We start from the raw sequence: 26,347 nt of genomic DNA, 5'->3' as shown, positions 1-26,347 counted from the left end.
GGGCCGTCCGGCTCGCCGCCCGCGCGGTGCGCGGCACCTCGCCCGCCGAGGCCGGGGTCGCCGTGCTCGGCGCCGCCATGGCCTTCGCCTGGAGCGGCCGCCTCGACGAAGCCGCCGCCTGGGCCGGCCGGGTGGTCCGCTCCGCCCAGCGCTGGAACCACCACGGCGAGGCCGCACTCGCCCTGCTCGCCCGCTCCGACATCGCCCACCGGCAGGGCCACCTCGACGCGGCCGCCTCCGACGCCGAACGCGCCGAACAGCTCGCCGTCCGCGTCCGCGCCGACGAACTCGCCTGCGCCGCACGGGCCCTGAAGACCCGCGCGCAACTGCGCCGCGGCGGCCCCACCGACCCGGCCGCACTCACCGCGACGGCCCTGCCCGCCGACGCCCACCCGCTGGTGCGCGCCGTGGTGCTGGAGGCCCGCGGACTCCTCGCCGCCGCCCGGGGAGACCACGCCGAAGCACTGCGGCTCTTCCTCGAATGCGGGCACCAACTGGCCGCCCGCGGCATCGCCAACCCGGCCTGCGTTCCGTGGCGCACCCACGCCGCCCAGGCCTACCAGGCACTCGGCGAACACGCCGCCGCCCGGACCATCGCCGCCGACCCGCTGCCCGGGGCGGACGCCCGGCCGCCGCGGCCCGCGGACGGCCGCGGCCCGGCCATCGGCACCCGCGACGCCGGACCGGTCCGGCTGACGCCGAGCGAGCGACGGGTGACCGAGCTGGTGCTGCAGGGCCTCAGCAACCTGGAGGTCGCCGAGCGCCTCTGCCTCAGCAAGCGGACGGTCGACACCCACCTCGGCCGCATCTACCGCAAGCTCGCCATCAAGGGCCGCCCCGAACTCGCCGCCGCGGTCAAGGCCCTCTGACGGACGCGCGGGGAACTGCGCAGTCCGGGACCAGCCAAACAGGGGCGCGGGGAACTGCGCAATCCGAATGTGGTGCATCGAACGAACCAGGGCTCGGCCCGAATTCGTCACGATGCCCACTCCCGGACTGCGCAGTTCCCCGCGCCCCTGGGGTGATCGTCGCAGGTCCCCGCGCCCCCGAGGTGCCTGCCTATGCCTGGACCAGGCCGAATTCGGCGCCCCACGGGTCGCGGAGGAGGGCCGGCAGGCCGGGGCGGCCGTCGGCGGGGCGGACGGGTTCGGCGCCGAGTTCCACGGCCAGCCGGGCGGTGTCCGCGGGGTCTGCGGCGCCGAAGTGGGGCAGCCAGAGCGGGCGGCCCGCGTCGCCCTCGGTGAGCCGGGCGACGGGGGCGCCGTCGAGGTGCAGTTCCTCCTCGCCGGGTGCCGTCCGGTGGCCGAAGAGGTCGCCGTAGAAGGCGGCGGCCCGGGTGGCGTCCGGCACACGGAGTTCGTGTCCGCTGACGGCGCCCGGTTCGTCCGCGACGACCACGCCTTCGGCCCGGTGGCCCTCCCAGAAGCCGACGGCGGCGCCGGCCGGGTCGACGGCGAGGAAGAGCCGGCCGTTGTCGCCGGCGGGTACGGGCGGCATGACGACCCGGCCGCCGGCCAGGCCGACCAGTGCGCAGGTGTGTTCGGCGTCCTTGGTGGCCAGGTAGACGTTCCACGCGGCGCGCGGCGGTGTCCCGGCCGGTGCGGCGCCGAAGCCGCCGACGATCTCGCCGCGCAGGACGGCCAGTTGGTAGCCGGGGGTCTCGGGGACGTACTCCCAGCCGAAGAGTTCGGCGTAGAAGGACTGGCTGCCCGTCAGGTCCGGAGTGATGCAGTCAGCCCAGCACGGCGTGCCGGGGGAATAGCGGGTACGTCGAGGCATGGTTCGCCCTTCTGGGTCAGTCCCTGATCGATCAGCCCGGCCGCTTCCTCGGCGCCGCTCACGCCCGGCAGCTCCAGGCGGTGGGCGGGCAGGTCGGCCGGGAGTCCGGCCGTCCCCGGCGGCCAGGCGGGTACGGTGCCGCGCCACGGGGTCAGGCGGACCCCTTCGTCGGTGCCGCGGCAGAGCCGGACGAGGGTCGGCGGGGCGGGTCTGGCCCGCACCGGGACGACCGGTCCGAGGCATTCGGGCCGGACCAGCAGGATCTCGGCGCCGGTCGGCGAGGTGACGGTGCGCCAGAGCCCGTCGGGCAGCCCGGCGCCGCGCAGCCAGCCGGCGGGTCTGCCGCGCACCTCCAGCGGTGCCAGGTACGGCAGCACCTGGCCGGTGCGGCGGTCCACGACGAGCAGCCGGCCGGAGACGAACTCCCAGGAGCGGTGCGCGAGGGCGGCCGCCACGTTGGCCTGCTCGGCGTAGGGGCCGCCGATCAGGGCGACGGTGGTGGCGCCCCGGGCGAGCACCACCGCCTGCACGAGGTGGAAGCGGTCCGCCAGCACCGCGAACGGCGGCAGCGGCGGCGGCACGTTGCCCCAGCCGCGGAAGGCCCGCCGCAGCAGCGGTGTGCCGTCGCCCCGGCGGACGAGGAATTCGCCGGTTCCGGCGGTGCCGCCGAACTCGACCCGAAGGTGGTCGGGGGCGGGCGGCCGACGGACGGTGTGCGGACCGAAGTGGAAGGCGACCGCGTCCCGGTCGGCGCCGTCGACGACGACGTCGATGCCGAAGAAATTCAGCACGATCGGCTCGATAACCGTCACAGCATCTCCTGGCGGATCGTTGCGCACACCGACGGTCGGCCGGTCGGCACGGCGGGGCGGGAGGGTGGTCTCACCCGTCCTGGCAGAGATTCCAGCGGCCGAGTTCGGCCGCGGCGCGCAGTGCGCGCCGGCAGAGGTCGGTGCCGGCCGCGTCGGCGGCGCAGGGGCTGGTGCCCGTGTAGAAGAGCACCACGTCGGTCCGGCCCGGACGGGGGACGACGGTCAGGTGCTCGAGTCCGCTGTGCTCCTCGGCGGTGGCGCGGAGCAGGGCGGCGAGCAGGGCGGCGTCGACGACGTCGCCGGAGGCAGGCCCGACCAGGGTGGCGGTGGCCATGTGCACGTTCGTTCGGCCTCCGGCCGGTTGACGGTGGATCAGTCCCAGCGGATGTCGTCGTTGAGGACGATCTTCGGCAGCCGGGCGCCGTGCTCGATCGCCGGCAGCACCGTGTCGAGCGCGGTGCCGATCTCGGCGGAGACGGTGGCGGTGACCGCGGCCGTGCCGGCGGTCGGCGACGGACGGTGACCCGGGGCGGCCTGGGCGGAGCCGGCCAGCACCCCGAAGGAGACGGCCAGTGCGAGCAGGGCCGACCCGGCGTACCTGGTACAGGAAAGCATGATTCCCCCATGCGAATTGCTGCTTCGGAAGCGGGAACGCGGCCATTCATCGATCACGCTCCGTCATCCAACCGTGATGACGTTCCGCGCTTTACGGCCGGTCCTGGCGGAGAGGCCCGGCGGCCTCCCGACAACAAGAAGTCTGCGGGAGCCCGGAAGGTATCGGAAGGTGTTCAGGACGGCATGAAGATCTGCCTGGCAGGTTGGTGCCACGCGAATGTGTGAAGCGATCGCGGCCGATTCGGGCTGCCCCGACCATTCGGTTGTCCGGACTGTCCCGGCCCTGGCATGATCGACCGGCATCATGCCCGGCCGAGTGCCGGGACGGGGACATGGCGGCAGGTGGGGTTCGACGATGCAGGAGATCGACAGCGCGGCGCAAGCGGTCTACAGGATCATGCTGACGGACCATCGGATCGGGGTCGAGGGGCTGATGCGCAAGCTCGGCCTGACGGAGGGCCAGGTGCGCGCGGCGCTGGACCACCTGGCCGCGCTCCGCCTGCTGAGACCCTCCGACGAGGTGCCCGGCGAGGATCCGGGCGGGCTGCGGCCGGTCGACCCGAGGGTGGGCCTGCCCGCGCTGCTCCAGTACAACGAGTCGCTGCAGCAGGAGAACCAGCTCCGCTTCGAGGAGGGTCAGGCCGCCATCACCGCGCTGCTCGCCGAGTACCGCGACGAGTCGGCGAGCGAGGAGGACAACCGGATCGAGCGGCTGATCGGGATGACCACCGTCCAGGCCCGGCTGGAGGAGCTGACCTCCTCGATCTCCTCCGAGTGCCTGTCGTTCAGCCCCGGCGGCACCCAGTCCGCGACATCGCTGCAGGCCAGCCGCCCCCTGAACAGCCAGGCGCTGGGCCGGGGCGTGGTCATGCGCACCATCTACCTGGACAGCGTCCGCAAGGACCGGGCCACCACCCGGCACGCCGAATGGCTCACCGAGCTCGGCGGTCAGGTGCGGACGGTGCCCGCCCTGCCGCTGCGTATGATCATCTTCGACCGGTCGGTGGCGCTGGTGCCGATCGACCCGGCCAACACCCGCAAGGGCGCCGTGCAGATCAGCTCCACCGGTGTGATCACCGCGCTGGTGTCGCTCTTCGAGCAGGTGTGGGCCGACGCCGCCCCCTTCGGCGCCCCGCGCGAGCGCGACGAGCAGGGCCTGACCCGACAGGAGCAGGAACTGCTCCGGCTGCTCGGCCGCGGCTACACCGACGAGGCGGCCGGCAAGCACCTCGGCCTGTCGCTGCGCACCGTCCGCCGGATGATGGCGGACCTGATGGACCGGCTCGGTGCCCGCAGCCGCTTCGAGGCCGGGCTGTACGCCGGCCGCCGCGGCTGGCTCTGACCCCGCGCGCAAATCCGCGGCAAAGCCGACCGGAACGGTCGTTGAAATCGCTCTCCCCCACCGGATACGCACATGCGTACAGACGTCAGTGCCGGTACGTAACACGGCAATTCAGCATGGACCGGCCGCTCGGCCCGGTGTTCCAATGGCCGGGTCGTTCGCAGGCGCCGGGGGAAATCGCCTCGTCCTGGCAGCCAGAGGAAAGAGGGAACCGTGGCCGAGCATTTCCTGTCCGCCTATCTCACCCCGCCCGGCCCGGGCGCGGTCTTCTCGGTGCGCCACGACCAGAACGTCGCGCTCTGGCGCCGCGACGGCGACCGCGTCGACCTGGTCCGGGTGTGGGAGCTGGAGCGCGTGAGCGGCCAGAAGCACCACTTCTGGCCGCTGTACACCGAGGGGCGGGCCACCGACTTCCTGGCCGCCCTGCTCGCCGAGGAGGGGCTCACCCCCGCCGAGGTCACCGCCTGCTGGGGCACGCCCGGCCTGCCCGGCGACCGCCCGGTGCCCAAGCCGTCCGGCGCCGAGGACTTCCCGGTGCACAGCCTCGCCCACCTCTTCAGCGGCATCCTGCGCGACACCCGGCTGTTCCGCGAGGAGCAGATCGTCGGTCTCGCCATCGACGCGCTGCCGGACTACGCGCAGGAGACCCGGCCCAACCGCTACTGGTACGCGGGCTGCGTGGTGAAGGCCGGTGCCGTCACCTTCCTGCCGGTGGAGTCGCCCGGGCCGCTCTACACCGCCGCCGAGACGGTCTTCGGCCTGGAGCCGGGCTCGCTGATGGCGCTGGCCTCCGCCTCCGAGACCTCGATCGCCTTCGACGCGGAGGCCGGCGTCCGGGACGTCACGTTCTTCGGCGGCTCGGCCACCCAGCCGTGGAAGGCCGCGCACGACCTCGTCCGCGAGATCGTCGCCGAGGCCGAGCGGCAGCTCGGCGGGGCCGCGCCCGATCCGGCGCTCAGCGCCGAGGACAACCTGCGCAGCGCGGTGATGAAGGTCGTCCAGCGCTGCTGCGAGGCGGTCGCGATCCGCAACGTCGAGCGCCTGCTGGAGGCCGGCGGCATCCGTGCCGAGGACACCCACCTCGCCACCACCGGCGGCTACGCGCTCAACTGCCCGACCAACACGCTGCTGATGGACCGCTTCGGCTTCCGCAGCCTGATCACCCCGCCGTGCGCCAACGACTCCGGCCAGGGCATCGGCCTCGGCCTGCTCGGCCTGTACGGCGCGGGCCTGCTGGACGGCGCCGAACTGCGGATCGACTCCGCCTACTTCGGCCGCGAGGTGCGCGACACCGAGGAGGCGCTCGCCGAGTTCGCCCCCTGGATCGCGTCCGTCACCGACTTCGACCCCGAGCAGTTCGTCGCCGACGTCTCCGACGGCGTCGTGGCCTGGGTCGACGGCCGGGCCGAGCTCGGCCCGCGCGCCCTCGGCCACCGCAGCCTGCTCGGCGACCCGCGTTCCACCAAGGTCAAGGACCTCCTCAACGAGTACAAGCGCCGCCAGTGGTGGCGCCCGGTCGCCCCGATGGTGATGGCCGAGCACGCCGCCGACTGGTTCGCCTGCGACCGCGAGTCGCCGTACATGCTGGAGGCGGTGCAGGTCCGGCCCGAGGTCCGGGCGCTCGTCCCGGCGATCGTGCACCTGGACGGCTCCGCCCGGCACCAGACCGTCACCGCCGCGTCCAACCCGCTGCTGCACCGCGCGCTCGACGCCTTCCGGGCCGCCACCGGCGTGCCGGTGCTCTGCAACACCTCGCTGAACGACAAGGGCGAGGCGGTCGTCGACCAGGCCGCCGAGGCGCTGAACTTCTGCGTCCGCAAGGGCGTCGCGGTGCTCTACCTGTGCGGCCGCCGGGTCGCCCTGCGCACCGAGCCGCTGCCCGCCGCCGCGGCCCCGACCGAGCCCCGCCCGCGCGCCCTGCACCACTTCGCCGGGCAGGAGGACGACCGCGACGCGCTCTGGCAGGGCTGGCTGGACGCCGGCTACACCGTCGAGGGCATGTACCACCTGTCCCGCAGCCACGAGCTGCGCGCCGAACGCGAGCTCTCCACCCCGGAGCGGGTCAACATGCTCGCCGCCTACCGGGCCGCCGTGGACCCGTCCTTCTCGGGCCTCGCCGAGAACTTCCGGCGCACCCACGGCCCGGGCGGCTCCTTCGTCGACCCGTCCACCCTGACCGGCGCGTTCGGGGTGATCAACCCGCTGCGGCGCGGCCGCTGACCGGCACCGCCGATGCCGCGGCCCGCTCCGGTGGCGGGCCGCGGTGTCACCCGGAAGGGTGGTCCGAGGGGGTGCCCCGCGCGCACGGGGCCGGACCCGTCCCCAGGGAGGCACGATGCCCGAGGTAACCGCCCGCTACCGGCCCGGCACCCCCTGCTGGGTCGACCTGATGGCCGGGGACCAGCAGGCCGCCCTCGACTTCTACCGCGACCTGTTCGGCTGGCAGGGCGAGGTCGGACCGGCCGAGTTCGGCGGCTACGCGATCTGCTCGCTGAACGGCCGTCCGGTGGCCGGCATCGGCCCGCAGACGGTCCCCGCGGGCGAGCCGCTGCCACCGGTCGTCTGGACGACCTACCTGGCCACCGACGACGCCGACGCCACCCGCGCCGCGGTCGACGCCGCCGGCGGCACCACGCTGATGCCGGCCGTGGACGTCGGCACCGTCGGCCGGATGCTGGTCGCCAGCGACCCGACCGGGGCCGTCTTCGGGGTCTGGCAGCCGCTGGACTTCTTCGGCGCCCACGTCGTCAACGAGCCCGGCGCCCTCACCTGGAACGACCTGCACACCAGCGACGTCGGGGCCGCCTCCGCGTTCCTCGGAGCGGTCTTCGGGGCGGAGACCGCCGAGATCGCGGGCATGCCCGGCCACCTCGGCATCAAGGTCGAGGGCCGGACGGTCGGCGGCGTCACCGGTCTGCAGACGGATCCGCCGGGCAGCCCCTCGCACTGGCGGGTCTGGTTCGCCGCCGACGACACGGACAGCACGGTCGACGCCCTGGTCAAGGCCGGCGGCACCGTCCTCGTCCCGCCCGCCGACGGCCCGGCCGGCCGCTCCGCCCTGGTCGCCGACCCGCAGGGTGCCGCCTTCGCCGTCATCACACCGGCCTGACCGCCGCGGCCGCCGGCCGCCCGCCGCGCGGGTCCAACACGCCGGACCGCGAATGGGCGGCATATCGGCGGCCGAACCGGCAAGACTTGCAGCCATGCTGGGGCTTCCGGACGACATCCACGCCTTCCTCTTCGACCTGGACGGCGTGTTGACGCAGACCGCGACCGTGCACGCCGCCGCCTGGAAGGACATGTTCGACACCTTCCTGCGCGCCGAGGCGGACCGCACCGGCGCACCCTTCGTGCCCTTCGACCCGGTCGCCGACTACGACGAGTACGTCGACGGCCGGCCGCGCCTCGACGGCACCAGGGGCTTCCTCGAGTCGCGCGGCATCCACCTGCCCGAGGGCGACGAGCAGGACGCCCCCGGCACCCGCACCCTGCAGGGGCTCAGCCGGGCCAAGAACGACACCGTGCTGCAGATGATCCGCGAGCAGGGCGTCGAGCCCTACCCCGGCTCCGTCGCCTACCTGCGCCGGCTGCGCGACCTCGGCCTGCCGCGGGCCGTGGTCTCCTCCAGCGCCAACTGCCGGGACGTGCTGCGGGCCGCCCGCATCGACGACCTGGTCGACGTGGTGGTCGACGGCATCACCGCGCACCGCGACCACCTCGCCGGCAAGCCCGCCCCCGACACCTACCTGGCCGCCGCCCGGGAGCTCGGCACCGCGCCCGAGCACGCCGCCGTCTTCGAGGACGCGCTGGCCGGCGTCGCCTCCGGCCGGGCCGGCGGCTTCGGCACGGTGGTCGGCATCGACCGGGTCGGCCAGGCCGAGGAGCTCCGCGCGCACGGCGCCGACCTCGTCGTCGGCGACCTGGCCGACCTGCTCCCCGACGGACCCGGGGAGGCGCGGTGAACGGCCAGGACACCTTCGCCATCGACCCCTGGGGCGTGGTCGAGCACGGCCTCGACCTGGCCGGACTGGCCCGCGCCGAGTCCGTCTTCGCCCTCTCCAACGGCCACATCGGCCTGCGCGCCAACCTCGACGAGGGCGAGCCGCACGGCCTGCCCGGCACCTACCTCAACGGCGTCTTCGAGCTGCGCCCGCTGCCCTACGCGGAGAGCGGCTACGGCTACCCCGAGTCCGGCCAGAGCGTCATCAACGTCACCAACGGCAAGATCATCCGGCTGCTGGTCGACGACGAGCCCTTCGACCTGCGCTACGGCGACCTGCACCAGCACCAGCGCAGCCTGGACTTCCGGGACGGCGTGCTGCGCCGCACCGCCGAGTGGACCTCCCCGGCCGGACGGACCGTCAAGGTCTCCTCCGCGCGGCTGGTCTCGCTCACCCAGCGCGCGGTCGCCGCCTTCGACTACACCGTCGAGGCGGTCGACGGGCCCGTCCGGATCGTGCTGCAGTCCGAACTGGTCGCCAACGAGCAGCTCCCCGACGGCGAACGCGACCCGCGGGCCGCCGCCGTGCTGGAGGCGCCGCTGGTCGCCGAGGCGCACGAGGCGGTCGGCACCAAGGCCGTGCTGGTGCACCGCACCCGGTACAGCGGCCTGCGGGTCGCCGCCGGCATGGACCACCTCATCGAGGGCCCGGACCGCTTCGAGGCCACCGCCGAGGCCACCGAGCAGCAGGGCCGGATCAGCGTCACCACCGTGCTGCAGGCCGGCGAGCGGCTGCGGCTGGTCAAGTTCGTCGCGTACGGCTGGTCGGCCACCCGCTCGCTGCCCGCCGTCCGCGACCAGGTGGAGGCCGCGCTGACCGCCGCCCGCTACACCGGGTGGGACGGCCTGGTCGCCGAGCAGAAGGGCTTCCTCGGCGAATTCTGGGGCGGCAGCGACATCGAGGTCGAGGGCGACGTCGAGCTCCAGCAGGCCGTCCGCTTCGCGCTGTTCCACGTGCTGCAGGCCGGTGCCCGCAGCGAGGAGCGGGCGATCCCCGCCAAGGGCCTCACCGGTCCCGGCTACGACGGCCACAGCTTCTGGGACACCGAGACCTTCGTCCTCCCGGTGCTCACCTACTGCCTGCCCACCGCCGTCGACCAGGCGCTGCGCTGGCGGCACACCACACTGCCGATGGCCCGCGAGCGCGCCGCCCAGCTCGGCCTGGCCGGCGCGGTCTTCCCCTGGCGGACGATCCGCGGCGAGGAGTGCTCCGGCTACTGGCCGGCCGGCACCGCGGCCTTCCACATCGGCGCGGACATCGCCGCCGCCGTCGTCCGCTACGTGCACGCCACCGGCGACGTCGAGTTCGAGCGCACCTGGGGCCTGGAACTCCTGGTCGAGACCGCCCGGATGTGGCGCTCGCTCGGCCACCACGACCCGGCCGGCCGGTTCCGCATCGAGGGCGTCACCGGCCCCGACGAGTACAGCGCCGTCGCCGACAACAACGTCTTCACCAACCTCATGGCGCAGACCAACCTGCGCGCCGCCGCCGAGGCCGCCACCCGGCACCCGCTGGAGGCCGGCCTCCTCGGCGTCGACACCGAGGAGGCCGCCGCCTGGCGGGACGCCGCCGCCGCGATGTTCATCCCCTACGACGAGAACCTCGGCGTGCACCCGCAGGCCGACGGCTTTACCGACCACCAGCTGTGGGACTTCGAGAGCACCCCGGCCGAGAACTACCCGCTGCTGCTGCACTACCCGTACTTCGACCTCTACCGGAAGCAGGTCGTCAAGCAGGCCGACCTGGTGCTCGCCATGCAGGTCCGCGGGGACGCCTTCACCGACGAGCAGAAGGCCCGCAACTTCGCCTACTACGAGCGCCTCACCGTCCGGGACTCCTCGCTCTCGGCCTGCACCCAGGCGGTCATCGCCGCCGAGGTCGGCCAGCTCGACCTGGCGTACGACTACACCGCCGAGGCCGCCCTGATGGACCTGCACGACCTCGGCGGCAACACCCGCGACGGCCTGCACATGGCCTCCCTCGCCGGCGCCTGCATCGCCCTGGTGGCGGGCTTCGGCGGGCTGCGCGACCGCGGCGGCCGGCTCTCCTTCCGGCCCCGGCTGCCCTCCGGGCTGCGCCGGCTCTCCTTCGCGCTGCGGGTGCGGGACAACCTGCTGCGGGTCGAGATCACCCACGCCGCCACCACCTACACGCTCAAGCGCGGCGAGAGCATCCAGGTGCAGCACGACGGCGAGGTGCTGGAGGTGAAGGCCGGCTCGCCGCTGCACCGGCCCACCACGGTCGCCGAGGTGCCGCCCGAGCGGTGCACCCAGCCGCCCGGCCGCGAACCGGCCCGGCGGCACCCGCAGGCGGGTGTGCACACCCAGCCGATCGAGCACCTGCCCGCCGAGTGACCTGAGCCCTCACCCGTTCGCCGCGGACGGGGTGCCCGCCGCGGTCCGCCGTCGCAGGGTGGTGGCGACCTGTGACCGGCGACCGGAGGGCGGACCCCGTGGGCAGTGTGGCCGAACAGATGGTCGAGGTGCTCCGGCAGGCCGGGGTCGAGCGGGTCTACGGCGTGGTCGGCGACAGCCTCAACCCGGTGGTCGACGCCATCCGGCGCGCCGAGGGGATCTCCTGGGTGCACGTCCGCAACGAGGAGGCCGGTGCCTTCGCGGCCGCCGCCGAGGCCGAACTCACCGGCCGGCTCGCGGTCTGCGCCGGCTCCTGCGGGCCCGGCAACACCCACCTCGTCCAGGGCCTCTACGACGCCCAGCGCAGCGGCGTCCCCGTCCTCGCGCTCGCCTCGCACATCCCGTCCGGGCAGATCGGCACCGGCTTCTTCCAGGAGACGCACCCCGAGCGGGTGTTCACCGACTGCAGCGGCTTCTGCGAGACGGTCTCCACCCCCGCGCAGCTGCCGCGGCTGATCCGGGTGGCCGTGCAGCACGCCCTCGGGGCGCGCGGCGTCGCGGTGCTGGCCTTCCCCGGGGACGTCGCCGCGCTGCCCGCGGCCGGCCCCACCGGCAGCTCGTCCTTCCTGACCGAGCAGGCCGTCGCCGCCCCGCCCTGGGGCCAGGTCCAGCGGCTCGCCGTGGCCCTGGAGTCGGCCGCCACCGTCACGCTGTTCTGCGGCGCGGGCTGCCGCGACGCCCACGAGGAGGTGATGAAGCTCGCCGCCACCCTGCTGGCCCCGATCGGGCACTCGCTGCGCGGCAAGGAGCACATCCAGTTCGACAACCCCTACGACGTCGGCATGAGCGGCCTGCTCGGCTACGGCGCCTGCCACGAGGCGCTGCACGAGGCCGAGTTGGTGCTGATGCTGGGCACCGACTTCCCGTACGACTCCTTCCTGCCGACCCGGCGGGTGATCCAGGTCGACCACGACGCCACCCGGCTCGGCCGTCGCGTCCCGCTCGAACTCGCCGTGCACGGCGACGTGTCGGCCACCCTGCGGGCCGTGCTGCCGCTGCTCGCCCAGCGCTCCGACCGCCGCTTCCTCGACGGCATGCTGGCCCGGCACGCCAAGGCCCTGGAGACCGTCGTCGGCGCCTACACCCGGGACATCGAGAAGCACACCCCGATCCACCCCGAGTACGTGGCCTCGGTGCTCGACGAGGTCGCCGCCGACGACGCCGTCTTCACCGTCGACACCGGGATGTGCAACGTCTGGGCGGCCCGCTACCTCACCCCCAACGGCCGCCGCCGGGTGATCGGCTCCTTCCTGCACGGCTCCATGGCGAACGCCCTGCCGCACGCCATCGGCGCCCAACTGGCCTTTCCCGGGCGGCAGGTGGTCTCGATGTCCGGCGACGGCGGGCTCGGCATGCTGCTCGGCGAACTGCTCACCGTCGCCAAGCACCGGCTGCCGGTCAAGACCGTCGTCTTCAACAACGGCGCGCTCGGCATGATCAAGCTGGAGATGCTGGTCAGCGGCTACCCCGAGTGGGAGGTCGACAACGGCGACGTCGACTACGCCGCCATCGCCCGGGCGGCCGGCATCCCCGCCAAGCGGGTCACCGATCCGGCCAAGGTCCGCGAGGTGCTCGCCGAGGCGCTCGAACGCCCCGGCCCGGCCCTGGTCGACGTGGTCACCGACCCCAACGCCCTGGCCGTCCCGCCGAAGATCACCGCCGCCCAGCTCCGCGGCTTCGCCCTGGCCGCCGGCCGCACCGTGCTCTCCGGCGGCGTGGGCCGGATGATCGACCTGGCCCGGTCGAACCTGCGGAACGTCCCGCGGCCCTGACGCTCAGTCCGCCGACCCGGCCGCGCGGGCCGCGCGGCCGGCCAGGACGCGCAGGTGCTCGACCAGCTCCGGGGGTTCGTGGACCTCGAACTCGCAGCCCAGGGTGATCAGCCGGACGGCCAGCCACTCCAGCGGGTCGGCCCGGGTGCGCAGCCGGCAGCGCTGCCCGTCCAGCGGCTCCAGTTCGCCGGCGCCCGGGTGGAGGCGGCGCACGGCCTCCGCGTGCGACAGGTGCAGGGTGGCGACCGCGCGGTAGGAGCGGGCCGGGCCGGCCAGCCGGGCCGCGACGAAGGCCGCGGCGTCCCCGCCCGGCAGCTCGCGCGGGGCGCAGCGCAGCCCCGTCCGCTGCGGGGCGGAGATCCGGTCGACGCGGAAGAGGCGCCAGTCGTCCCGGTCGGTGTCGTGGGCGACCAGGTACCACCGCCGACCGGCCGAGACCAGGCGCTGCGGTTCGACGAGGCGGCGGGTCTCGGCGTCGTCGCGGGCCCGGTAGCCGAAGCGGACCTTCTCCCCGGCGGCGACCGCGGAGGCGAGCACGGCCAGGTCCTCGGGGTCGATCCGGGGGCCGTCGCCGGGCAGCATCGGGACGGTCGCGGTGTCGAGCGCGGAGACCCGGTGCCGCAGCCGGGACGGCAGCACCTGGACGAGTTTGGCGAGGGCCCGGACGGACGCCTCCTCGATGCCGTCCACGGCGTGCCCGGCGGCCGTCCGCAGGCCGACGGCGATCGCCACCGCCTCCTCGTCGTCGAGCAGCAGCGGGGGCATCGCGGTGCCGGCGACCAGCCGGTAGCCGCCGACCGGGCCGCGGGTGGCCTCCACCGGGTAGCCGAGGTCGCGCAGCCGCTCGACGTCGCGCCGGACGGTGCGCGGGCTGACGCCCAGCCGGTCGGCGAGTTCGCCGCCGGGCCATTCGCGCGGGGTCTGCAGCAGCGACAGCAGGGACAGCAGCCGCGCGGGTGTGTCGGTCATGGCCCCGAGTCTCGCGCACATTGCGGTCAGGATCCGGCCTAATCGCGGCCTAGCGTCGGAGGTGTTCCCCCCGAGGACCCCCGAGACCCGTCCCACGCGCTTCCGAGGAGCACCATGACCCCCGAACGTCCCGACCGCAGGCGCTGGTTCGCGCTCGCCGTGGTGATGACGGCCAGCCTGATGGACCTGGTGGACGTCACCATCGTGAACATCGCGATGCCGAGCATCCGGGAGGAGACCGGCGCCTCGTTCAGCGCGCTGCAGTGGATCAGCGCCGGCTACGCGCTGGCCTTCGCGGTCGGCCTGATCACCGGCGGCCGGCTCGGCGACATCTACGGACGCAAGCGGCTCTTCCTGCTGGGCATCGCCGGCTTCACCGCCGCCTCCGCGCTCTGCGGCCTCGCGACCGGGCCGGACATGCTCGTCGCGGCGCGGGTGCTGCAGGGCGCGGCGGGCGCGCTGATGGTGCCGCAGGTGCTGGCGATCGTCCACGCGGGCTTCCCCGCCGAGGAACGCGGCAAGGTCTTCGGCCTGTTCGGCGCGATGGTGGGCCTGGGCGCGGTGACCGGGCCGCTGCTGGGCGCGCTGCTCACCGAGTGGGACGTGGCCGGCCTCGGCTGGCGCCCGATCTTCCTGGTCAACCTGCCCGTCGGCGTGGCCGGACTGCTGCTCGGCCGGGTCTTCATCGACGAGTCGAAGGCGCCGCAGGCGCTCCGGCTGGACCTGGTCGGCGTGGCGCTGGCCAGCGCGGGCCTGCTGATGGTGCTCTACCCGCTGACCCAGGGCCGGGAGCTCGGCTGGCCGCTGTGGGGCTACGCGGTGATGGCGGGCGGCCTCGCCGTGCTGGCGCTGTTCGTCCGGTACGAGCGGGCCAAGTCCCGCCGGGACGGCTCCCCGCTGGTGGAGCTCTCGCTGTTCCGGGTGCGCAGCTTCGCCGCCGGGATCGGCGTGCAGCTCGGCCACGGCACCGCCTGCGGCGTGTTCTTCCTGGTCTGGACGCTCTACATGCAGCTCGGCCTCGGCTGGAGCCCGATGCGGGCCGGACTGACCGGCCTGCCGTTCTCGCTGGCGGTCTCCACCGCCGCCGGGCTCTCGGTGCAGAAGCTGGTGCCGCGGTTCGGCCGCGGGGTGCTGCGGGCGGGCGCGCTGGTGATGGCGGCGGGCACCCTCCTGTACCTCGTCCTCGCCGAGTGGCTGGGCACCGGCATCACCCCCTGGCAGATGGCGGCGCCGCTCGTGGTGATGGGCGCCGGGATGGGCCTGATCGTGGCGCCGCTGACGGACGCGGTGCTCTCCGAGGTGCCGCGGGAGCACGCCGGCTCCGCCTCCGGCCTGGTCAACACGGTGAACCAGCTGGGCGTGGCGCTCGGCCTCGGCCTGACCTCGGTGGCCTTCTTCGGCGTGGTCGACGGTGCGGCGCCGGCCGAACTCGCCGACGGCCGGGCGTTCACGGCCGCGTTCACCGCCTCGCTCTGGTGGGTGGCCGGCGGCCTGCTGCTGGTGTTCCTGCTGATGGGGGCACTGCCGAAGCACCGCCCGCGGACGGCCGGGCAGGACGCCGGCGGCGAGCGGGACGGGGCCGTCCGCACGGAGGAGGAGCCGGCGCTGATCGGCTGAGACGTCGAGCGGTTTGCCTCTGGGGCAAATTTCTTGCCCGGCAGGCACGACGGGTGTGGACTGGTCGCATGACGGACGACCAGGAGGTCGCGGGCCTCGGCGCGCGACTGCGCGAGCACCGGACGGCCGGGCGGCTGACCCTGGAGGGCGCTGCCGCCCGGGTCGGCCTCTCCCCAGCCTATCTGTCGCGGTTGGAGACCGGGCGGCGGCAGCCCTCGCTGCCCGTGCTGCTCGGTCTCGCCCGTGCCTACGGCACCACCGTCTCCGGGCTGCTCGGCGAGCAGCCCGGAGAGCCCGACCCGGTGGTCCGCGGCGGCGCCATCGAGCCCGGGCTGGCCGGCGGCTGGGGCTACCGGCGGGCCGGCGCGCCAGGCCGCGCCCTGCAGGCACTGCGCGTCCAGGTGCCGCCGAGCGTGCAGGACGCCGTCGTCCGGGTGCACCCCGGCGAGGAGTGGCTCTACGTGCTGCGCGGGCGGCTGAGGCTCACCCTCGGCGAGAACGTCCACCACCTCGACGAGGGCGACTCGGCGCACTTCGACTCGCTCACCCCGCACTGCATCGCCGCCGACACGCCCGGCGGGGTCGAGCTGCTGTTCCTGCACACCCTGCTGCAGAGCCCCGGCGGCGACCTGTGCCTCGGCGACGCACCCCGGATCTGACCGGCGTTCGACCGGCCCGACACCCCAGGAGGACGGACATGAGCAAGCCCACCACCACCGACGCCGGCCGGCGCACCGACCGTCGGGTGCTGATCCGCGCCTCGATCTACATGGTCGCCACGCACGTCTTCGCCGGCTTCGTCATCCTGCTCTTCGAGATCGGCTCCCGGAAGAACGGCTGACGGCGCCTCACGGCCCGGGCGCCGAGAGCCGGATCAGGGTGCAGAGCGCGTCCAGGGCGGGCTCGAAGGCCCGGTCCGACGGGGTGCCGTAGCCGATCACCAGGGCCGGCGGGCGCTCCGGCTCCGGGCCCGCGGACGGGGTCCGGCACCAGCCCAGGGTGTTCAGCGAGAGGCCCAGCCAGGCGGCCTGCCGGCGCAGCTCCTCCTCGTCCAGCGAGCCGGGCGGCAGCTCCAGCACCGCGTGCAGCCCGGCCGCGATGCCGGTGACCCGGACCTCCGGCGCCCGCTCCGCCAGCACCGCCACCAGCCGGTCGCGCCGCCGCCGGTACTGCAGCCGGCTGCGCCGCACGTGCCGGTCGTAGGCGCCGGAGGCGATCAGCTCGGCCAGGGTCAGCTGGTCCATCACCCCGGACTGGCCGTCCGCCAGCTCCTTGCGGCGGGCCACCGGGCCGACCAGCGCGGCCGGCAGCGCCAGCCAGCCGATCCGCAGGCCCGGCGCCAGGCTCTTGCTCACCGTGCCCGCGTGCACCACCCGCTCCGGGTCCAGCGCCTGCATCGCGCCGACCGGCTGGCGGTCGTAGCGGAACTCCCCGTCGTAGTCGTCCTCCACCACCAGCCCGCCGCTCTCCCGCGCCCAGGCGACGGCGGCCGCCCGCCGGGCGGCCCGCAGCGGCACCCCGGTGGGGAACTGGTGCGCCGGGGTGAGCACCGCCGCCCCGGCGCCGGTGCCGGCCAGCAGGTCGGTGCGGGCGCCGCCGGCGTCCAGCGGCAGGGCCGCGGTGGCCAGGCCCTTGGCGGACAGCACCTCCAGCTGCGGCGGCAGCCCGTACTCCTCGACCGCGACGGTGCCCACCCCCTGCTCGCGCAGCACCTCGCAGAGCAGGCCGAGGCCCTGGGTGTAGCCGGCGCAGACGAGCAGCCGCTCCGGGTCGGTCCGCACGCCGCGGACCCGGGCGAGGTAGCCGGCCAGGGCGCGTCGCAGCTCGATCCGGCCGCGCGGGTCGGTGTACCCGAAGGCCTCGTGCGGGGCGGTGGCCAGGGCCCGGCGGGCGGCCGCCAGCCAGGCGGAGCGCGGAAAGCGCGAGACGTCCGGACGGCCCGGCATCAGGTCGTGCCGGACGGCCGGGGTGCGCGGCGCCGGGGAGGCGGGGGCCGGCACGGACGGGGTGCCGCGGTCCGCCACCACCGTGCCCGAGCCCTGCCGGGAGGCCAGCCAGCCCTCGGCCGAGAGCTGGGCGTACGCCTCCGCAACGGTGTTCCGGGCGATCCCGAGGTCCCGGGAGAGCTCCCGGGAGGACGGCAGCCGGGTGCCCCGGGGCAGCCGCCCGGTGCGGACGGCCTCGCGCAGGGCGTCCTCCAGGGCGGCCCGCAGGCCCAGGCCCCGGGATCGCCCCGCGGTCAGGTCGAGGTGCAGGTCGCCGCCGAAAGTGGCCCAGGATTCCATACCGCCAATGAACCACACCCGCGGGCCACTTCGCTCCTAGCGTAGGACCCATGACCACCAACGAGACTGCCTACGTCCCCGCCCCCGTCCAGCGGATCTCGCTGCCCGAGCAGGCCGCCGGCTTCTACCGCGCCATGATCGACCTGGACCGCGCCGCCCGGGCCGGGATCGAGCCCGCGCTGGCCGAGCTGGTCAAGATCCACGCCTCGGCGATCAACGGCTGCGCGTTCTGCCTGGACATGCACACCACCGACGCCCGCAAGGGCGGCGAGCAGGAGCACCGGCTCGCCACCCTGCCGGCCTGGCGCGAGGCGCCCTGGTACACCGCCCGCGAGCGCGCCGCCCTCGCCCTCACCGAGGCCGTCACCCTGGTCACCCAGGGGCACGTGCCGGACGCCGTCTACGACGAGGCCGCCAAGCACTTCGACCAGCAGGAGCTGGCGCAGCTGATCGCCCTGATCATCGCGATCAACTCGTGGAACCGGATCGCCATCACCTCCCGGCTGAGCCCGGCCCCGAAGCAGGCCTGAGGGTCGGTCCCGGAGGTGTCCGGCCGCCGATCCGGGGCAGCCGTAAGCCATCTCACAGTCCGTCGGGCCCGGTCCGGTGGGGACCGGGCCCGCGGAGCCCCTATATTTGAACTGACTGGTCAGTTCAAAAACGGGGGAGGGGCGCCATGGCCGACCGGAACACCACCGGGGCCGCCGTCCGCGCCGAGGCGTTGTCACTGCGCGGAGCACGGGGCTGGGTCTACCGGGACGTCGGATTCGAGGCGCCACCCGGCGCCCTGGTCGCGCTGGAGGGCGAGGCCGGCACCGGCCGCACCTCCCTGCTGCTGACCCTCGCCGGACGGATGCGCCCCACCGGCGGCAGCGCCGCCGTCGACGGCCTCGAACTGCCCCGGCACGCCGCCAAGGTCCGCCGGATCGCCGCCCTCGGCCCCGTCCCCGGCGTCAACGAGCCCGACCCGGCGCTCAGCGTCGCCGCCCACCTGCGCGAACAGCTCCACCTGCACGGACGCCCGTTCGCCCCCCTGGTGCGCCGCGGCACCGACCGGCGGGCCGCCGAGGCGCTCGCCGCCGCCGGCCTCGACCCCGCGACCCTCCCCGAAGGGCTGCACACCCCCGCCCGGGAGCTCGGCGCACTCGACCGCCTGCGGCTCTCGACCGCGCTCGCCCTGATCGGCGGGCCCCGGCTGCTCTGCGCCGACGACATCGACGACCGCCTCGACGACACCGCCCGCGGCGCCGCCTGGCAGCTGCTCCGCGACGTCGCCGACCGCGGCACCACCGTGCTGGCCACCACCACCGACGCCGGACGCGCCGCCGGCCTCGCCGACCTGATCGCGCGCACCACCCGCACCGACGATCCCGCGGGGACCGCCGCGGCACCCGAGGAGGAGGCCGCCGATGCGCGCGCTTAGCCTGGCCCGCCTGGAGTTCGGCCGCTTCTCCCGCGGCCGGCTGCCCCGCGCCGCGATGGCCGCCCTGCTGCTGCTCCCGCTGCTCTACGGCGCGCTCTACCTCTGGTCGTTCTGGGACCCGTACGGCCGCCTCGACAAGCTGCCGGTCGCCCTCGTCAACGAGGACCGCGCCGTCACCGTCGAGGGCAACCGGGTCGACGCCGGACACGACCTGACCGCCAGGCTCCGGCAGAGCCACACCTTCGACTGGCAGGAGACCACCGCCGCCGACGCCGAGAAGGGCCTCGCCACCGGCCGCTACTACCTGACCCTCACCGTCCCCGCCGGCTTCAGCGCCGGCATCGCCAGCAGCAACGGCGACCACCCGGAGCGCGGCACCCTCCAGGTGCGCACCAACGACTCCAACAACTACGTCGTCGGATCGATCTCCAAGACGGTGTTCGGGGAAGTCCGGGCCGCCGCCAGCGCCAAGGCCTCCGCCGGGTTCTACGACAAGATCTTCCTCGGCTTCTCCGACCTGCACGACCGCACCGCGCAGGCCGCCACCGGAGCCCACCAGCTCGCCGACGGTGCCAACCGGGCCCACGACGGCTCGGCGAAGCTCGCCGACGGCACCGCCCGCGCCAAGGACGGCACCGAGCAGCTCGCCGCCGGCGGCCGCGACGCCCGCACCGGCGCCGCCGACCTCGCCAACGGCCTGGACAAGGCCAAGCAGGGCAGCAGCAGCCTCGACGACGGCATCGCCCGGATCGACGACAGCCTCGCCCGACTGACCACCGGCGCCCGGCAGGTCGCCGACGGCACCCAGCAGCTCACCGACGAGGTCGACCCGCTGGCCCGCAAGATCTCCCCGGTGCTGCACACCTACCCGGAGCAGATCCGCACCGCCGCCCGGCTCACCGCCGAGGCCGCCGCGAAGCTCTCCACCGACCTGAAGGACCTGCCCGCCCGCTCCGCGGCCGTCCTCGCCGACGCCCGCAAGGTGTCCGGCGAGATCGACGCCAGGTACGCCCGGGACTGCCCCGGCGGCACGCCCGCCCCGGGCCACGACGCCGGCGACTGCCGGGAGGACGCCGAGCTCTCGAAGATCGGCCACCGCCTGGTCACCGCCGCCGAGGACACCGACGCCCTGATCCACCGGGCGACGCCCAAGCTGGACGAGGTCGCGGCCTACGCCGACGACGTGCAGAAGGCCGCCCAGAAGCTCGCCGACCCCGACCTCGCCGCGAAGTTCGACGCCAAGGTCGCCGACCTGCACCGCCTCGACGACGGCGCCCACGCGGTCGCCGACGGCGCCGCGAAGATCAAGCAGGGCACCGCCGCCGCCCTCACCGGCATCCGCGGCCTCGACAGCGGCCTCGGCCGCCTCGACGACGGCGCCCACCGCCTCTCCGGCGGCATCTACCGGCTCTCCACCGGCATGGCCGACCTCGACTCCGCCACCGGACAGCTCGCCGACGGCGCCGCCCGCCTCGACGACGGCCTCGGCACCCTCGCCGACGGCTCCGGCCGGCTCGCCGCCGGACTGCAGGACGGCGCCGCGAAGATCCCCGACTACACCGACGGCCAGCGCGCCGCCCGGACCGCCGCGATGAGCGACCCCGTCGCCCTCGCCCGGCAGGAGCTCAACAAGGCGCCCAACTACGGCACCGGCTTCGCCCCGTACTTCGTTCCGCTCGCGCTGTGGGTCGGCGCGATGGTGACCTACATGCTGATGCGCCCGCTCGGCCCGCGCGCCCTCGCCGGCAACGCCCCCTCCTGGCGGGTGGCACTGGCCGGCTGGCTGCCCGCCGCCGCGATGGGCCTCGCCCAGGCCGCCGCGCTGATCGGCGTGCTGCACTGGGGCCTCGGCCTGCAGCCGGAGCGGACGGCCGGCCTGCTCGGCTACCTCGCGCTCACCGTGCTCTGCTTCACCGCCCTGATGCAGTGGATCAACGCCCGGTTCGGCCCGGCCGGCCGGCTGCTCGCCCTCGCCCTGCTGATGCTGCAGCTCACCTCGGCCGGCGGCACCTACCCGGTCGAGTCCAGCCCCGGCTTCTTCAACGCGATCCACCCCTTCCTGCCGATGACCTACGTGGTCGCCGGACTGCGCAGGCTGATCAGCGGCGGCGACCTCACCGTCGTGTGGACGGGCAGCGCCGTGCTCGCCGCCTTCTGGGCCGGCGCGCTCGCGCTCACCGTGCTGACCGCCCGCCGCCGCCAGGTCTGGACGCTCTCCCGGCTGCACCCGGAGCTGTCCCTCTGACACTCCGCAGGACCCTGCCGGGCGCGCGGTACGATCCGCGCGCCCGGCATTCTTCGTTCCCCACCCACCCGGCGCCCGTCGGCGTCGGCGTCCCCCACCCTCCGGAAGCACCCATGAGCCAACGCCGCAGCGCGACCCGGCAGAAGCTGTACGAGGCCGCCGTCACCCTCATCGCCGAGAAGGGCTTCTCCGCCACCACCGTCGACGAGATCGCCGAACGCGCCCAGGTGGCCAAGGGCACCGTCTACTACAACTTCGCCAGCAAGACCGAGCTGTTCGAGGGCCTGCTCAAGCACGGCACCGGGCTGCTCACCGACTCGCTGCGGGAGGCCGCCGAGGGCAGACCTCCGATGGAGGGCCTCGACGCGATGATCCGGGCCGGCCTGGTCTTCATCGCCGCCTACCCGTCCTTCGCGCAGCTGTTCGTCGCCGAGACCTGGCGCACCAACCGGGCCTGGCACGAGTCGCTGCGGATGATGCGCGACAGCGCCGTCGCCGTGGTCGCCGCCGTGCTCGACGAGGCCGTCGGCGAGGGCCTGCTCTCGGACGACCTCGACACCCAGCTGATCGCCTCGGCGCTGTTCGGCATGGTGCTGGTGGTCGCCCTCGACTGGCTGGCCTTCCAGCCCGACCGCAGCCTCGACGACGTGCACGCCGCCCTGGTCCGCCTCGTCCACGGCCGCATCACCCCGGCCTAGGAGTTCTCTTCGAAGGGCGCTCGGACGGTCGGTTCAAGGGCGCGTGGGGGTATCTCCCGGCCGAAGGCTGGGGGAGAACTGCGCGATTCGGATGCGGCTCACCGTACGAACCAGGGCCTTGCCCGAATTCGTCACGATGCCCAGCCCCGGACTGCGCAGTTCCCCGCGCCCCTGAACCGCCCCCGAGTGCCCCTCGGAGACCACCCCTGGCGGGTCCGGACGGCGTCAGCCGATCCGCACCGGCAGCTTCCGCACGCTGTTGGAGACGAACGAGGCGATCGGCTCGGGGGCCGGACCGTCCGCCGCCACCAGGGTCGGGTAGCGGCCGAACAGCCCGCGCAGCGCCGTCTCCGCCTCCAGCCGGGCCAGCCCGGCGCCCAGGCAGAAGTGCGGCCCGTGCCCGAAGGACAGGTGCCGGGACGGTGCCCGGGTGACGTCGAACCGGTCCGCCTCCGGGTGGTGCCCCGAGTCCCGCCCGGCGGCCGCGTACGAGGCCAGCAGCGCCTCGCCGCGGCGGATCAGCACCCCGCCGACCTCGATGTCCTCGGCCGCGTAGCGCAGCGGGAACTGGCCGACCGGCGAGTCGTAGCGCAGGGTCTCCTCGACCACCGCCGACCAGGTGGCCTTCCCGTCCAGCACCAGCCGCAGCTGGTCCGGGTGGGCCAGCAGCGCCCGCACCGCGTTGGTGATCAGGTTCAGCGTGGTCTCGTGCCCGGCGACCAGCATCAGCAGCAGGGTGCCCACCAGCTCCTGCTCGGAGAGCCGGTCTCCCTCCTCGCGGGCGGCGATGAGGTCGGTGGTGAGGTCGTCGCCCGGCTTCTCCCGCTTGGCGGCGATCACCGAGCCGAGCAGCGCGAACAGGCCCTGCTGGGCGGCGATCGCGGCCTGCGGGGTCGCCGAGCTGGACACCAGGGTGTCGGACAGCTCGTGCAGCTCGTCCTGCTGCGTCACGTCCAGGCCGAGGAGTTCACCGATGACCTGCATCGGCAGCGGGTAGGCGAAGTGCTCCCGCAGGTCGAACTCGCCCTCCAGGCCGGCCAGTCCGTCGAGCAGCCGCTCGGCACGGGCCTCGACCGCGGGCGCCAGCTCGGCGATCCGGCGCGGGGTGAACGCCTGGGTGACCAGGCCGCGCAGCCGGCGGTGGTCGGCGCCGTCCGCGGTGACCATGCCGGGTACCGTGACGAAGTTCAGCAGCGGCCAGCCCTCGGGCAGCCGGCCCTCGCGGAAGGTCGTCCACAGCTGCGCGTTCTTGCCGACCCGCGGGTCCGCGAGCAGCTCCTGCAGGGTGTCGTGGTGGGTTATCGCCCAGACCACCACCCCGCCAGGGAGTTCCACCAGGACCGCCGGCCCGGCCTCCCTGAGCCGGGCGTTCTCGGTGTGCTGGTCGCGTCCGAAGGGGTCGAGTCTGACGGGGGCGGGACGGTCGGCGGTGTCCATGTCGGCCTTTCGGACGCGGCGGGGCGGGGCGGGGAGAACGCGCTGTACAGCACCGGCAGGTCGACCAGGGCGCGCGACCAGGGCGACGGCCGCCACTTCAACTCGGCTGCCGGGACGGCGAGCTGCAGGTCCGGAAGCCGGTGCAGCAGGGTCTCGACGGCGGTCTCGACGATCAGCCGGGCCGGGTGCTGGGCCGGGCAGACGTGCCGGCCGGCGCCCCAGGCGAGGTGCGCCCGGTTGCCGCCGATGCCGTCCGGGCCGTGCACCGCGGGGTCCGCGTTCGCCCCGGCGAGGCCGAGCACCAGCATGTCGCCGGCGCTGATGTACTGGCCGCCGAGCACGGTGTCGCCGGTCGCCCACCGGCCGGGGAAGTTCTGCGTCGGCGGGTCCCGCCAGAGCACCTCGTCCAGGGCGTCCGAGACGCTGAGGCGCCCGCCGGTCAGCGTGGAGCGGAAGCGGCGGTCGGTCAGCAGCAGCCGCAGTGCGTTGCCCGTCCAGTTGATGGTCGTCTCGTTGCCCGCGACGAGGATCACCACCAGGTGGTGCACCGCCTCCTCGTCGGTCAGGCCCGCCTGGTGCGCCAGCAGCCAGGAGGTGAGGTCGGCGCCGGGCTGCTCGCGGCGGCGCCGCACCAGGTCGACCAGGATCGCCTGGAACTCGGCGTTGGCCCGCACCGACTTCTCGCTGCTGTCCACGAAGTGGCTGATCAGCTCGATCAGGTGGGGGCCGGCCTCGGCGGGCAGGCCGAGCAGCTGGGTGAAGACCAGCAGCGGCAGCCGGCGGGCGTACTGGGCGATCAGGTCGGCGGTGCCGTCCGGGCCCCAGCCGTCGATCAGCGCGTTGGCCGCCGCCTCGGTGGTGGTGCGCAGCTGCCGGTGGTCGATCCTCGACAGCGTGTCGGCGACGGCCGAGCGGAGCCGCTGGTGCTCGGCGCCGTCCAGGTTGAGCAGGGTGGGCCGCCAGGCGGTCATCGGCAGCAGCCGGGAGTCCGCGGCCAGCCGGCCCTCCCGGGCGACCCGCCAGCGCCGCGAGTCCTTGGAGAACAGCGCCTCGTTGCGGGTGAGTTCGAGCAGCTCGGGATAGCCGAGGACGAGCCAGGCCTCGACGCCCGGCTCCAGCTCGATCGGGGCGACCGGCCCGTACTGCTCGCGGAGCCGGGCGTACAGGCCGTGCGGGTCGTCGGAGACCGCCGGGCCGTACAGCGGCGCGGGGCGGCCGCCGCCGGCCCGGTGCATCGGGCAGCCGGGCGGCGGCACCGGGTCGGTCTCCGGCAGGGGGCTGGTCATGGCTGGAGCTCCAGTACGGCGGTGGCGTGCAGATGGGCGACGAAGTCGATCAGCACGTCGTAGGCGGCCTGCCGGTCGCGGGCGTCGCAGTGCAGGATCGGCACGTCGGGCAGCAGGTCGAGCGCGTCGCGCAGCTCCTGCTCGGAGTGGCGCACGGTGTCCGGGAAGACGTTGACCGCCACGGCGAACGGGATGCCCTGTTCCTCCAGTTGGCCGAGCACGTCGAAGCTCTCGCCGATCCGGCGGGTGTCCACCAGGGCGATCGCGCCGAGCGCACCGCGCGAGAGGTCCTCCCACAGCGGCCAGAAGCGCTGCTGGCCCGGGGTGCCGAAGAGGTAGAGCGCGAGCTGCGGGTTGAGGGTGATCCGGCCGAAGTCGAGGGCGACGGTGGTGGTGGTCTTGCCCGTCCGGCCGGTGAGGTCGTCGATGCCGACGCCGGCCGCGGTCATGGTCTCCTCGGTGCGCAGCGGCGCGATCTCGCTGAGCGACCCGACGAGGGTGGTCTTGCCGACGCCGAAGGGCCCGGTGACGAGGACCTTGACGGCGCCCTGCACGGTGGAGGGCAGATAGGACGGTTCAGCGGAGTTGGCGGAGGCCAACGAGCACCTCCTCGAGGAGCGACGTGGGCAGGCGGTCGGCCTGCGGGACGTCCGGCGACCGGTGGACGGCGGTCGCCGGGGGCAGGACCTGGACGGCGCCGAGGTCCCAGAGATCACCGACCAGCACCTTCACCACGCTGAGCGGCAGGTGCAGGTGGGCGGCGATCTCGGCGATCGCGAGCAACCGCCCGCAGAGCGCCAGGATGCGCTGGTGTTCCCGGTTGAGCTCGGCCTCGCCGAGGTCCGCCCCGGGCACGGTGGAGACCAGGCTCTCCAGTGCCAGGACGTTCCGGCTGGGCCGGCTCCGGCCGCCCGTGATCACGTACGGCCGGACCGGGCCGCTCACCGCGCGTCCCCGGCCGCCTGCTCGATCCGGGGCGGACTGGTCAGGTGGGTGCCGATCCGCTCGACCATCACCTGCATCTGATAGGCCACCAGTCCGGCGTCGACCGCCTCGCCGGTCACCACCGCGAGGTGTGCGCCGGCCCCGGCGGCGACGATGAACAGGTAGCCGCCGCCGTACTCGACGACGATCTGCCGGGTCGCACTGCCCGGTCCGCCGAAGCCCTGCGCCACGCCGCGGGCGAGCGACTGCAGCCCGGAGCAGGCGGCGGCGAGCCGTTCGGCGTCGTCGCGGCCGATCTTGGCACTGCGGCCGATCTCCAGCCCGTCGTTGGACACGACGACGGCGTGCCGCACCTCGGGCACGGCGACGATGTCCGCGAGAAGCCAGCCGAGATCAGGATTGGTGGTCATAGAACTCTCCTGCGCGCAGGGGGTGTTGGGGGGAGGCGGGAAGCGTCCCGGCCGGCCCGGGGGCGGGCTCGGCCGGAGTTCCGTGCTGCTGGTCCTGCTGGTGCTGCGGGTTCTGCTGGTCCTGGGCGGTACGGCCGGTGGCCGACCGGCCGCTGGCGGTGCCGGCCTGGAAGAGCGCCATGAAGGCCTGCGCCTCCCGGGCGGAACGCTGCGGCACGGCGGCGGCGGGCTGCTCGGTGGCGTGCCGTCCGGGCGCGGGCGGCGCGGCCCGGCGGCGGTTGGTGCGGCGCGGGAGCG

General features: G+C 74.6%; 25 protein-coding genes and 1 pseudogene. 14 read left to right on the top strand and 12 right to left on the bottom strand.

Features of this window, described 5'->3' with window-relative positions:
- Positions 1-869: LuxR C-terminal-related transcriptional regulator (locus ABZ641_RS06385; protein WP_359979602.1), on the top strand; the 869-nt coding region annotated here is incomplete at its 5' end.
- A 190-nt stretch (positions 870-1,059) separates the two neighbouring features.
- On the opposite strand, the gene ABZ641_RS06380 is transcribed toward ABZ641_RS06385, so the two are convergent.
- From ABZ641_RS06380 to ABZ641_RS06365, 4 genes are all read right to left on the bottom strand, one after another.
- The gene (locus tag ABZ641_RS06380) at positions 1,060-1,779 is read right to left on the bottom strand and encodes a VOC family protein (protein WP_359979599.1); all 720 of its coding nucleotides are present in this window, start codon (positions 1,777-1,779) and stop codon (positions 1,060-1,062) included.
- A complete protein-coding gene (locus ABZ641_RS06375) occupies positions 1,713-2,591 on the bottom strand; it encodes a hypothetical protein (RefSeq protein WP_344627464.1) in 879 nt (292 codons plus the stop codon). The genes ABZ641_RS06380 and ABZ641_RS06375 overlap by 67 nt, the downstream gene beginning before the upstream one ends.
- A 70-nt stretch (positions 2,592-2,661) precedes the next feature.
- Positions 2,662-2,925 (bottom strand): hypothetical protein, encoded by a 264-nt coding sequence (locus ABZ641_RS06370; RefSeq protein ID WP_344627463.1) that lies wholly within the window; start codon positions 2,923-2,925, stop codon positions 2,662-2,664.
- A gap of 38 nt (positions 2,926-2,963) precedes the next feature.
- Positions 2,964-3,206 (bottom strand): hypothetical protein, encoded by a 243-nt coding sequence (locus ABZ641_RS06365; RefSeq protein WP_344627462.1) that lies wholly within the window; start codon positions 3,204-3,206, stop codon positions 2,964-2,966.
- Positions 3,207-3,561: 355 nt separating this feature from the next.
- On the opposite strand from ABZ641_RS06365, the gene ABZ641_RS06360 reads away from it, so the two are divergent.
- The 6 genes from ABZ641_RS06360 (at position 3,562) to ABZ641_RS06335 (ending at position 12,735) form a co-directional block, all read left to right on the top strand.
- A complete protein-coding gene (locus ABZ641_RS06360) occupies positions 3,562-4,548 on the top strand; it encodes a helix-turn-helix transcriptional regulator (RefSeq protein WP_344627461.1) in 987 nt (328 codons plus the stop codon).
- 213 nt (positions 4,549-4,761) lie between these two features.
- Positions 4,762-6,768, top strand: a complete 2,007-nt coding sequence (locus ABZ641_RS06355; protein WP_344627460.1) for a carbamoyltransferase C-terminal domain-containing protein — start codon at positions 4,762-4,764, stop codon at positions 6,766-6,768.
- Between the two features lie 115 nt (positions 6,769-6,883).
- Positions 6,884-7,657 carry a VOC family protein gene (locus ABZ641_RS06350; protein WP_344627459.1) on the top strand — a complete coding sequence of 258 codons (774 nt, stop codon included), beginning with the start codon at positions 6,884-6,886 and terminating at the stop codon, positions 7,655-7,657.
- Between the two features lie 94 nt (positions 7,658-7,751).
- Positions 7,752-8,510: a beta-phosphoglucomutase family hydrolase gene (locus tag ABZ641_RS06345; protein ID WP_344627458.1), complete on the top strand. Its 759-nt coding sequence runs from the start codon at positions 7,752-7,754 to the stop codon at positions 8,508-8,510.
- On the top strand, positions 8,507-10,903 hold the full coding sequence (locus ABZ641_RS06340) for a glycosyl hydrolase family 65 protein (protein WP_344627457.1): 2,397 nt from the start codon (positions 8,507-8,509) through the stop codon (positions 10,901-10,903). Before ABZ641_RS06345 ends, ABZ641_RS06340 begins: the two co-directional genes overlap by 4 nt.
- A 98-nt stretch (positions 10,904-11,001) precedes the next feature.
- Positions 11,002-12,735 carry a pyruvate dehydrogenase gene (locus ABZ641_RS06335; RefSeq protein ID WP_359979592.1) on the top strand — a complete coding sequence of 578 codons (1,734 nt, stop codon included), beginning with the start codon at positions 11,002-11,004 and terminating at the stop codon, positions 12,733-12,735.
- Positions 12,736-12,738: 3 nt separating this feature from the next.
- Here ABZ641_RS06335 and ABZ641_RS06330 read toward each other — a convergent pair whose 3' ends face one another.
- Complete coding sequence (locus ABZ641_RS06330; protein ID WP_344627455.1) at positions 12,739-13,704, bottom strand: YafY family protein; 966 nt, start codon at positions 13,702-13,704, stop codon at positions 12,739-12,741.
- A 114-nt stretch (positions 13,705-13,818) separates the two neighbouring features.
- Here ABZ641_RS06330 and ABZ641_RS06325 point away from each other — a divergent pair, with 114 nt between their 5' ends.
- From ABZ641_RS06325 to ABZ641_RS06315, 3 genes are all read left to right on the top strand, one after another.
- A complete protein-coding gene (locus tag ABZ641_RS06325) occupies positions 13,819-15,321 on the top strand; it encodes an MFS transporter (RefSeq protein WP_359979589.1) in 1,503 nt (500 codons plus the stop codon).
- Positions 15,322-15,389: 68 nt separating this feature from the next.
- A complete protein-coding gene (locus ABZ641_RS06320; protein ID WP_344627453.1) occupies positions 15,390-15,980 on the top strand; it encodes an XRE family transcriptional regulator in 591 nt (196 codons plus the stop codon).
- A 38-nt stretch (positions 15,981-16,018) separates the two neighbouring features.
- A complete protein-coding gene (locus ABZ641_RS06315) occupies positions 16,019-16,162 on the top strand; it encodes a DUF6126 family protein (RefSeq protein WP_344627452.1) in 144 nt (47 codons plus the stop codon).
- A gap of 7 nt (positions 16,163-16,169) precedes the next feature.
- On the opposite strand, the gene ABZ641_RS06310 is transcribed toward ABZ641_RS06315, so the two are convergent.
- The gene (locus tag ABZ641_RS06310; protein ID WP_344627451.1) at positions 16,170-17,606 is read right to left on the bottom strand and encodes a PLP-dependent aminotransferase family protein; all 1,437 of its coding nucleotides are present in this window, start codon (positions 17,604-17,606) and stop codon (positions 16,170-16,172) included.
- A 50-nt stretch (positions 17,607-17,656) separates the two neighbouring features.
- Here ABZ641_RS06310 and ABZ641_RS06305 point away from each other — a divergent pair, with 50 nt between their 5' ends.
- The 4 genes from ABZ641_RS06305 to ABZ641_RS06290 all read left to right on the top strand — a co-directional run bounded on the left by ABZ641_RS06305 (position 17,657) and on the right by ABZ641_RS06290 (position 21,972).
- Positions 17,657-18,136 carry a carboxymuconolactone decarboxylase family protein gene (locus ABZ641_RS06305; RefSeq protein WP_344627450.1) on the top strand — a complete coding sequence of 160 codons (480 nt, stop codon included), beginning with the start codon at positions 17,657-17,659 and terminating at the stop codon, positions 18,134-18,136.
- Between the two features lie 146 nt (positions 18,137-18,282).
- Positions 18,283-19,029, top strand: coding sequence for an ATP-binding cassette domain-containing protein (locus ABZ641_RS06300; protein ID WP_344627449.1), 747 nt, complete (start codon positions 18,283-18,285; stop codon positions 19,027-19,029).
- Complete coding sequence (locus ABZ641_RS06295) at positions 19,016-21,274, top strand: YhgE/Pip domain-containing protein (RefSeq protein ID WP_359979584.1); 2,259 nt, start codon at positions 19,016-19,018, stop codon at positions 21,272-21,274. The genes ABZ641_RS06300 and ABZ641_RS06295 overlap by 14 nt, the downstream gene beginning before the upstream one ends.
- Positions 21,275-21,387: 113 nt before the next feature.
- Positions 21,388-21,972 carry a TetR/AcrR family transcriptional regulator gene (locus tag ABZ641_RS06290; protein WP_030271403.1) on the top strand — a complete coding sequence of 195 codons (585 nt, stop codon included), beginning with the start codon at positions 21,388-21,390 and terminating at the stop codon, positions 21,970-21,972.
- A gap of 225 nt (positions 21,973-22,197) precedes the next feature.
- Here ABZ641_RS06290 and ABZ641_RS06285 read toward each other — a convergent pair whose 3' ends face one another.
- The 6 genes and pseudogenes from ABZ641_RS06285 to ABZ641_RS06260 form a co-directional block, all read right to left on the bottom strand.
- Positions 22,198-23,307, bottom strand: a complete 1,110-nt coding sequence (locus ABZ641_RS06285; protein WP_344627447.1) for a cytochrome P450 — start codon at positions 23,305-23,307, stop codon at positions 22,198-22,200.
- Positions 23,271-24,695, bottom strand: coding sequence for a cytochrome P450 (locus tag ABZ641_RS06280; RefSeq protein WP_359979580.1), 1,425 nt, complete (start codon positions 24,693-24,695; stop codon positions 23,271-23,273). Before ABZ641_RS06280 ends, ABZ641_RS06285 begins: the two co-directional genes overlap by 37 nt.
- Positions 24,692-25,294, bottom strand: a complete 603-nt coding sequence (locus ABZ641_RS06275; RefSeq protein ID WP_344627445.1) for an ATP/GTP-binding protein — start codon at positions 25,292-25,294, stop codon at positions 24,692-24,694. The genes ABZ641_RS06280 and ABZ641_RS06275 overlap by 4 nt, the downstream gene beginning before the upstream one ends.
- Positions 25,272-25,640 carry a DUF742 domain-containing protein gene (locus ABZ641_RS06270; protein WP_344627444.1) on the bottom strand — a complete coding sequence of 123 codons (369 nt, stop codon included), beginning with the start codon at positions 25,638-25,640 and terminating at the stop codon, positions 25,272-25,274. Before ABZ641_RS06270 ends, ABZ641_RS06275 begins: the two co-directional genes overlap by 23 nt.
- The gene (locus tag ABZ641_RS06265; RefSeq protein WP_344627443.1) at positions 25,637-26,050 is read right to left on the bottom strand and encodes a roadblock/LC7 domain-containing protein; all 414 of its coding nucleotides are present in this window, start codon (positions 26,048-26,050) and stop codon (positions 25,637-25,639) included. The genes ABZ641_RS06270 and ABZ641_RS06265 overlap by 4 nt, the downstream gene beginning before the upstream one ends.
- Positions 26,034-26,347: pseudogene (locus ABZ641_RS06260) on the bottom strand (hypothetical protein); the annotation flags it as partial. The gene ABZ641_RS06265 and the pseudogene ABZ641_RS06260, both read right to left, overlap by 17 nt.

The sequence above is a fragment of the Kitasatospora sp. NPDC007106 genome (assembly GCF_040634455.1).
Taxonomy (GTDB): Bacteria; Actinomycetota; Actinomycetes; order Streptomycetales; family Streptomycetaceae; genus Kitasatospora; species Kitasatospora arboriphila.
The sequence above is the reverse complement of the archived record's forward strand: the minus strand, read 5'-3'. Positions and strand labels throughout refer to the sequence as shown.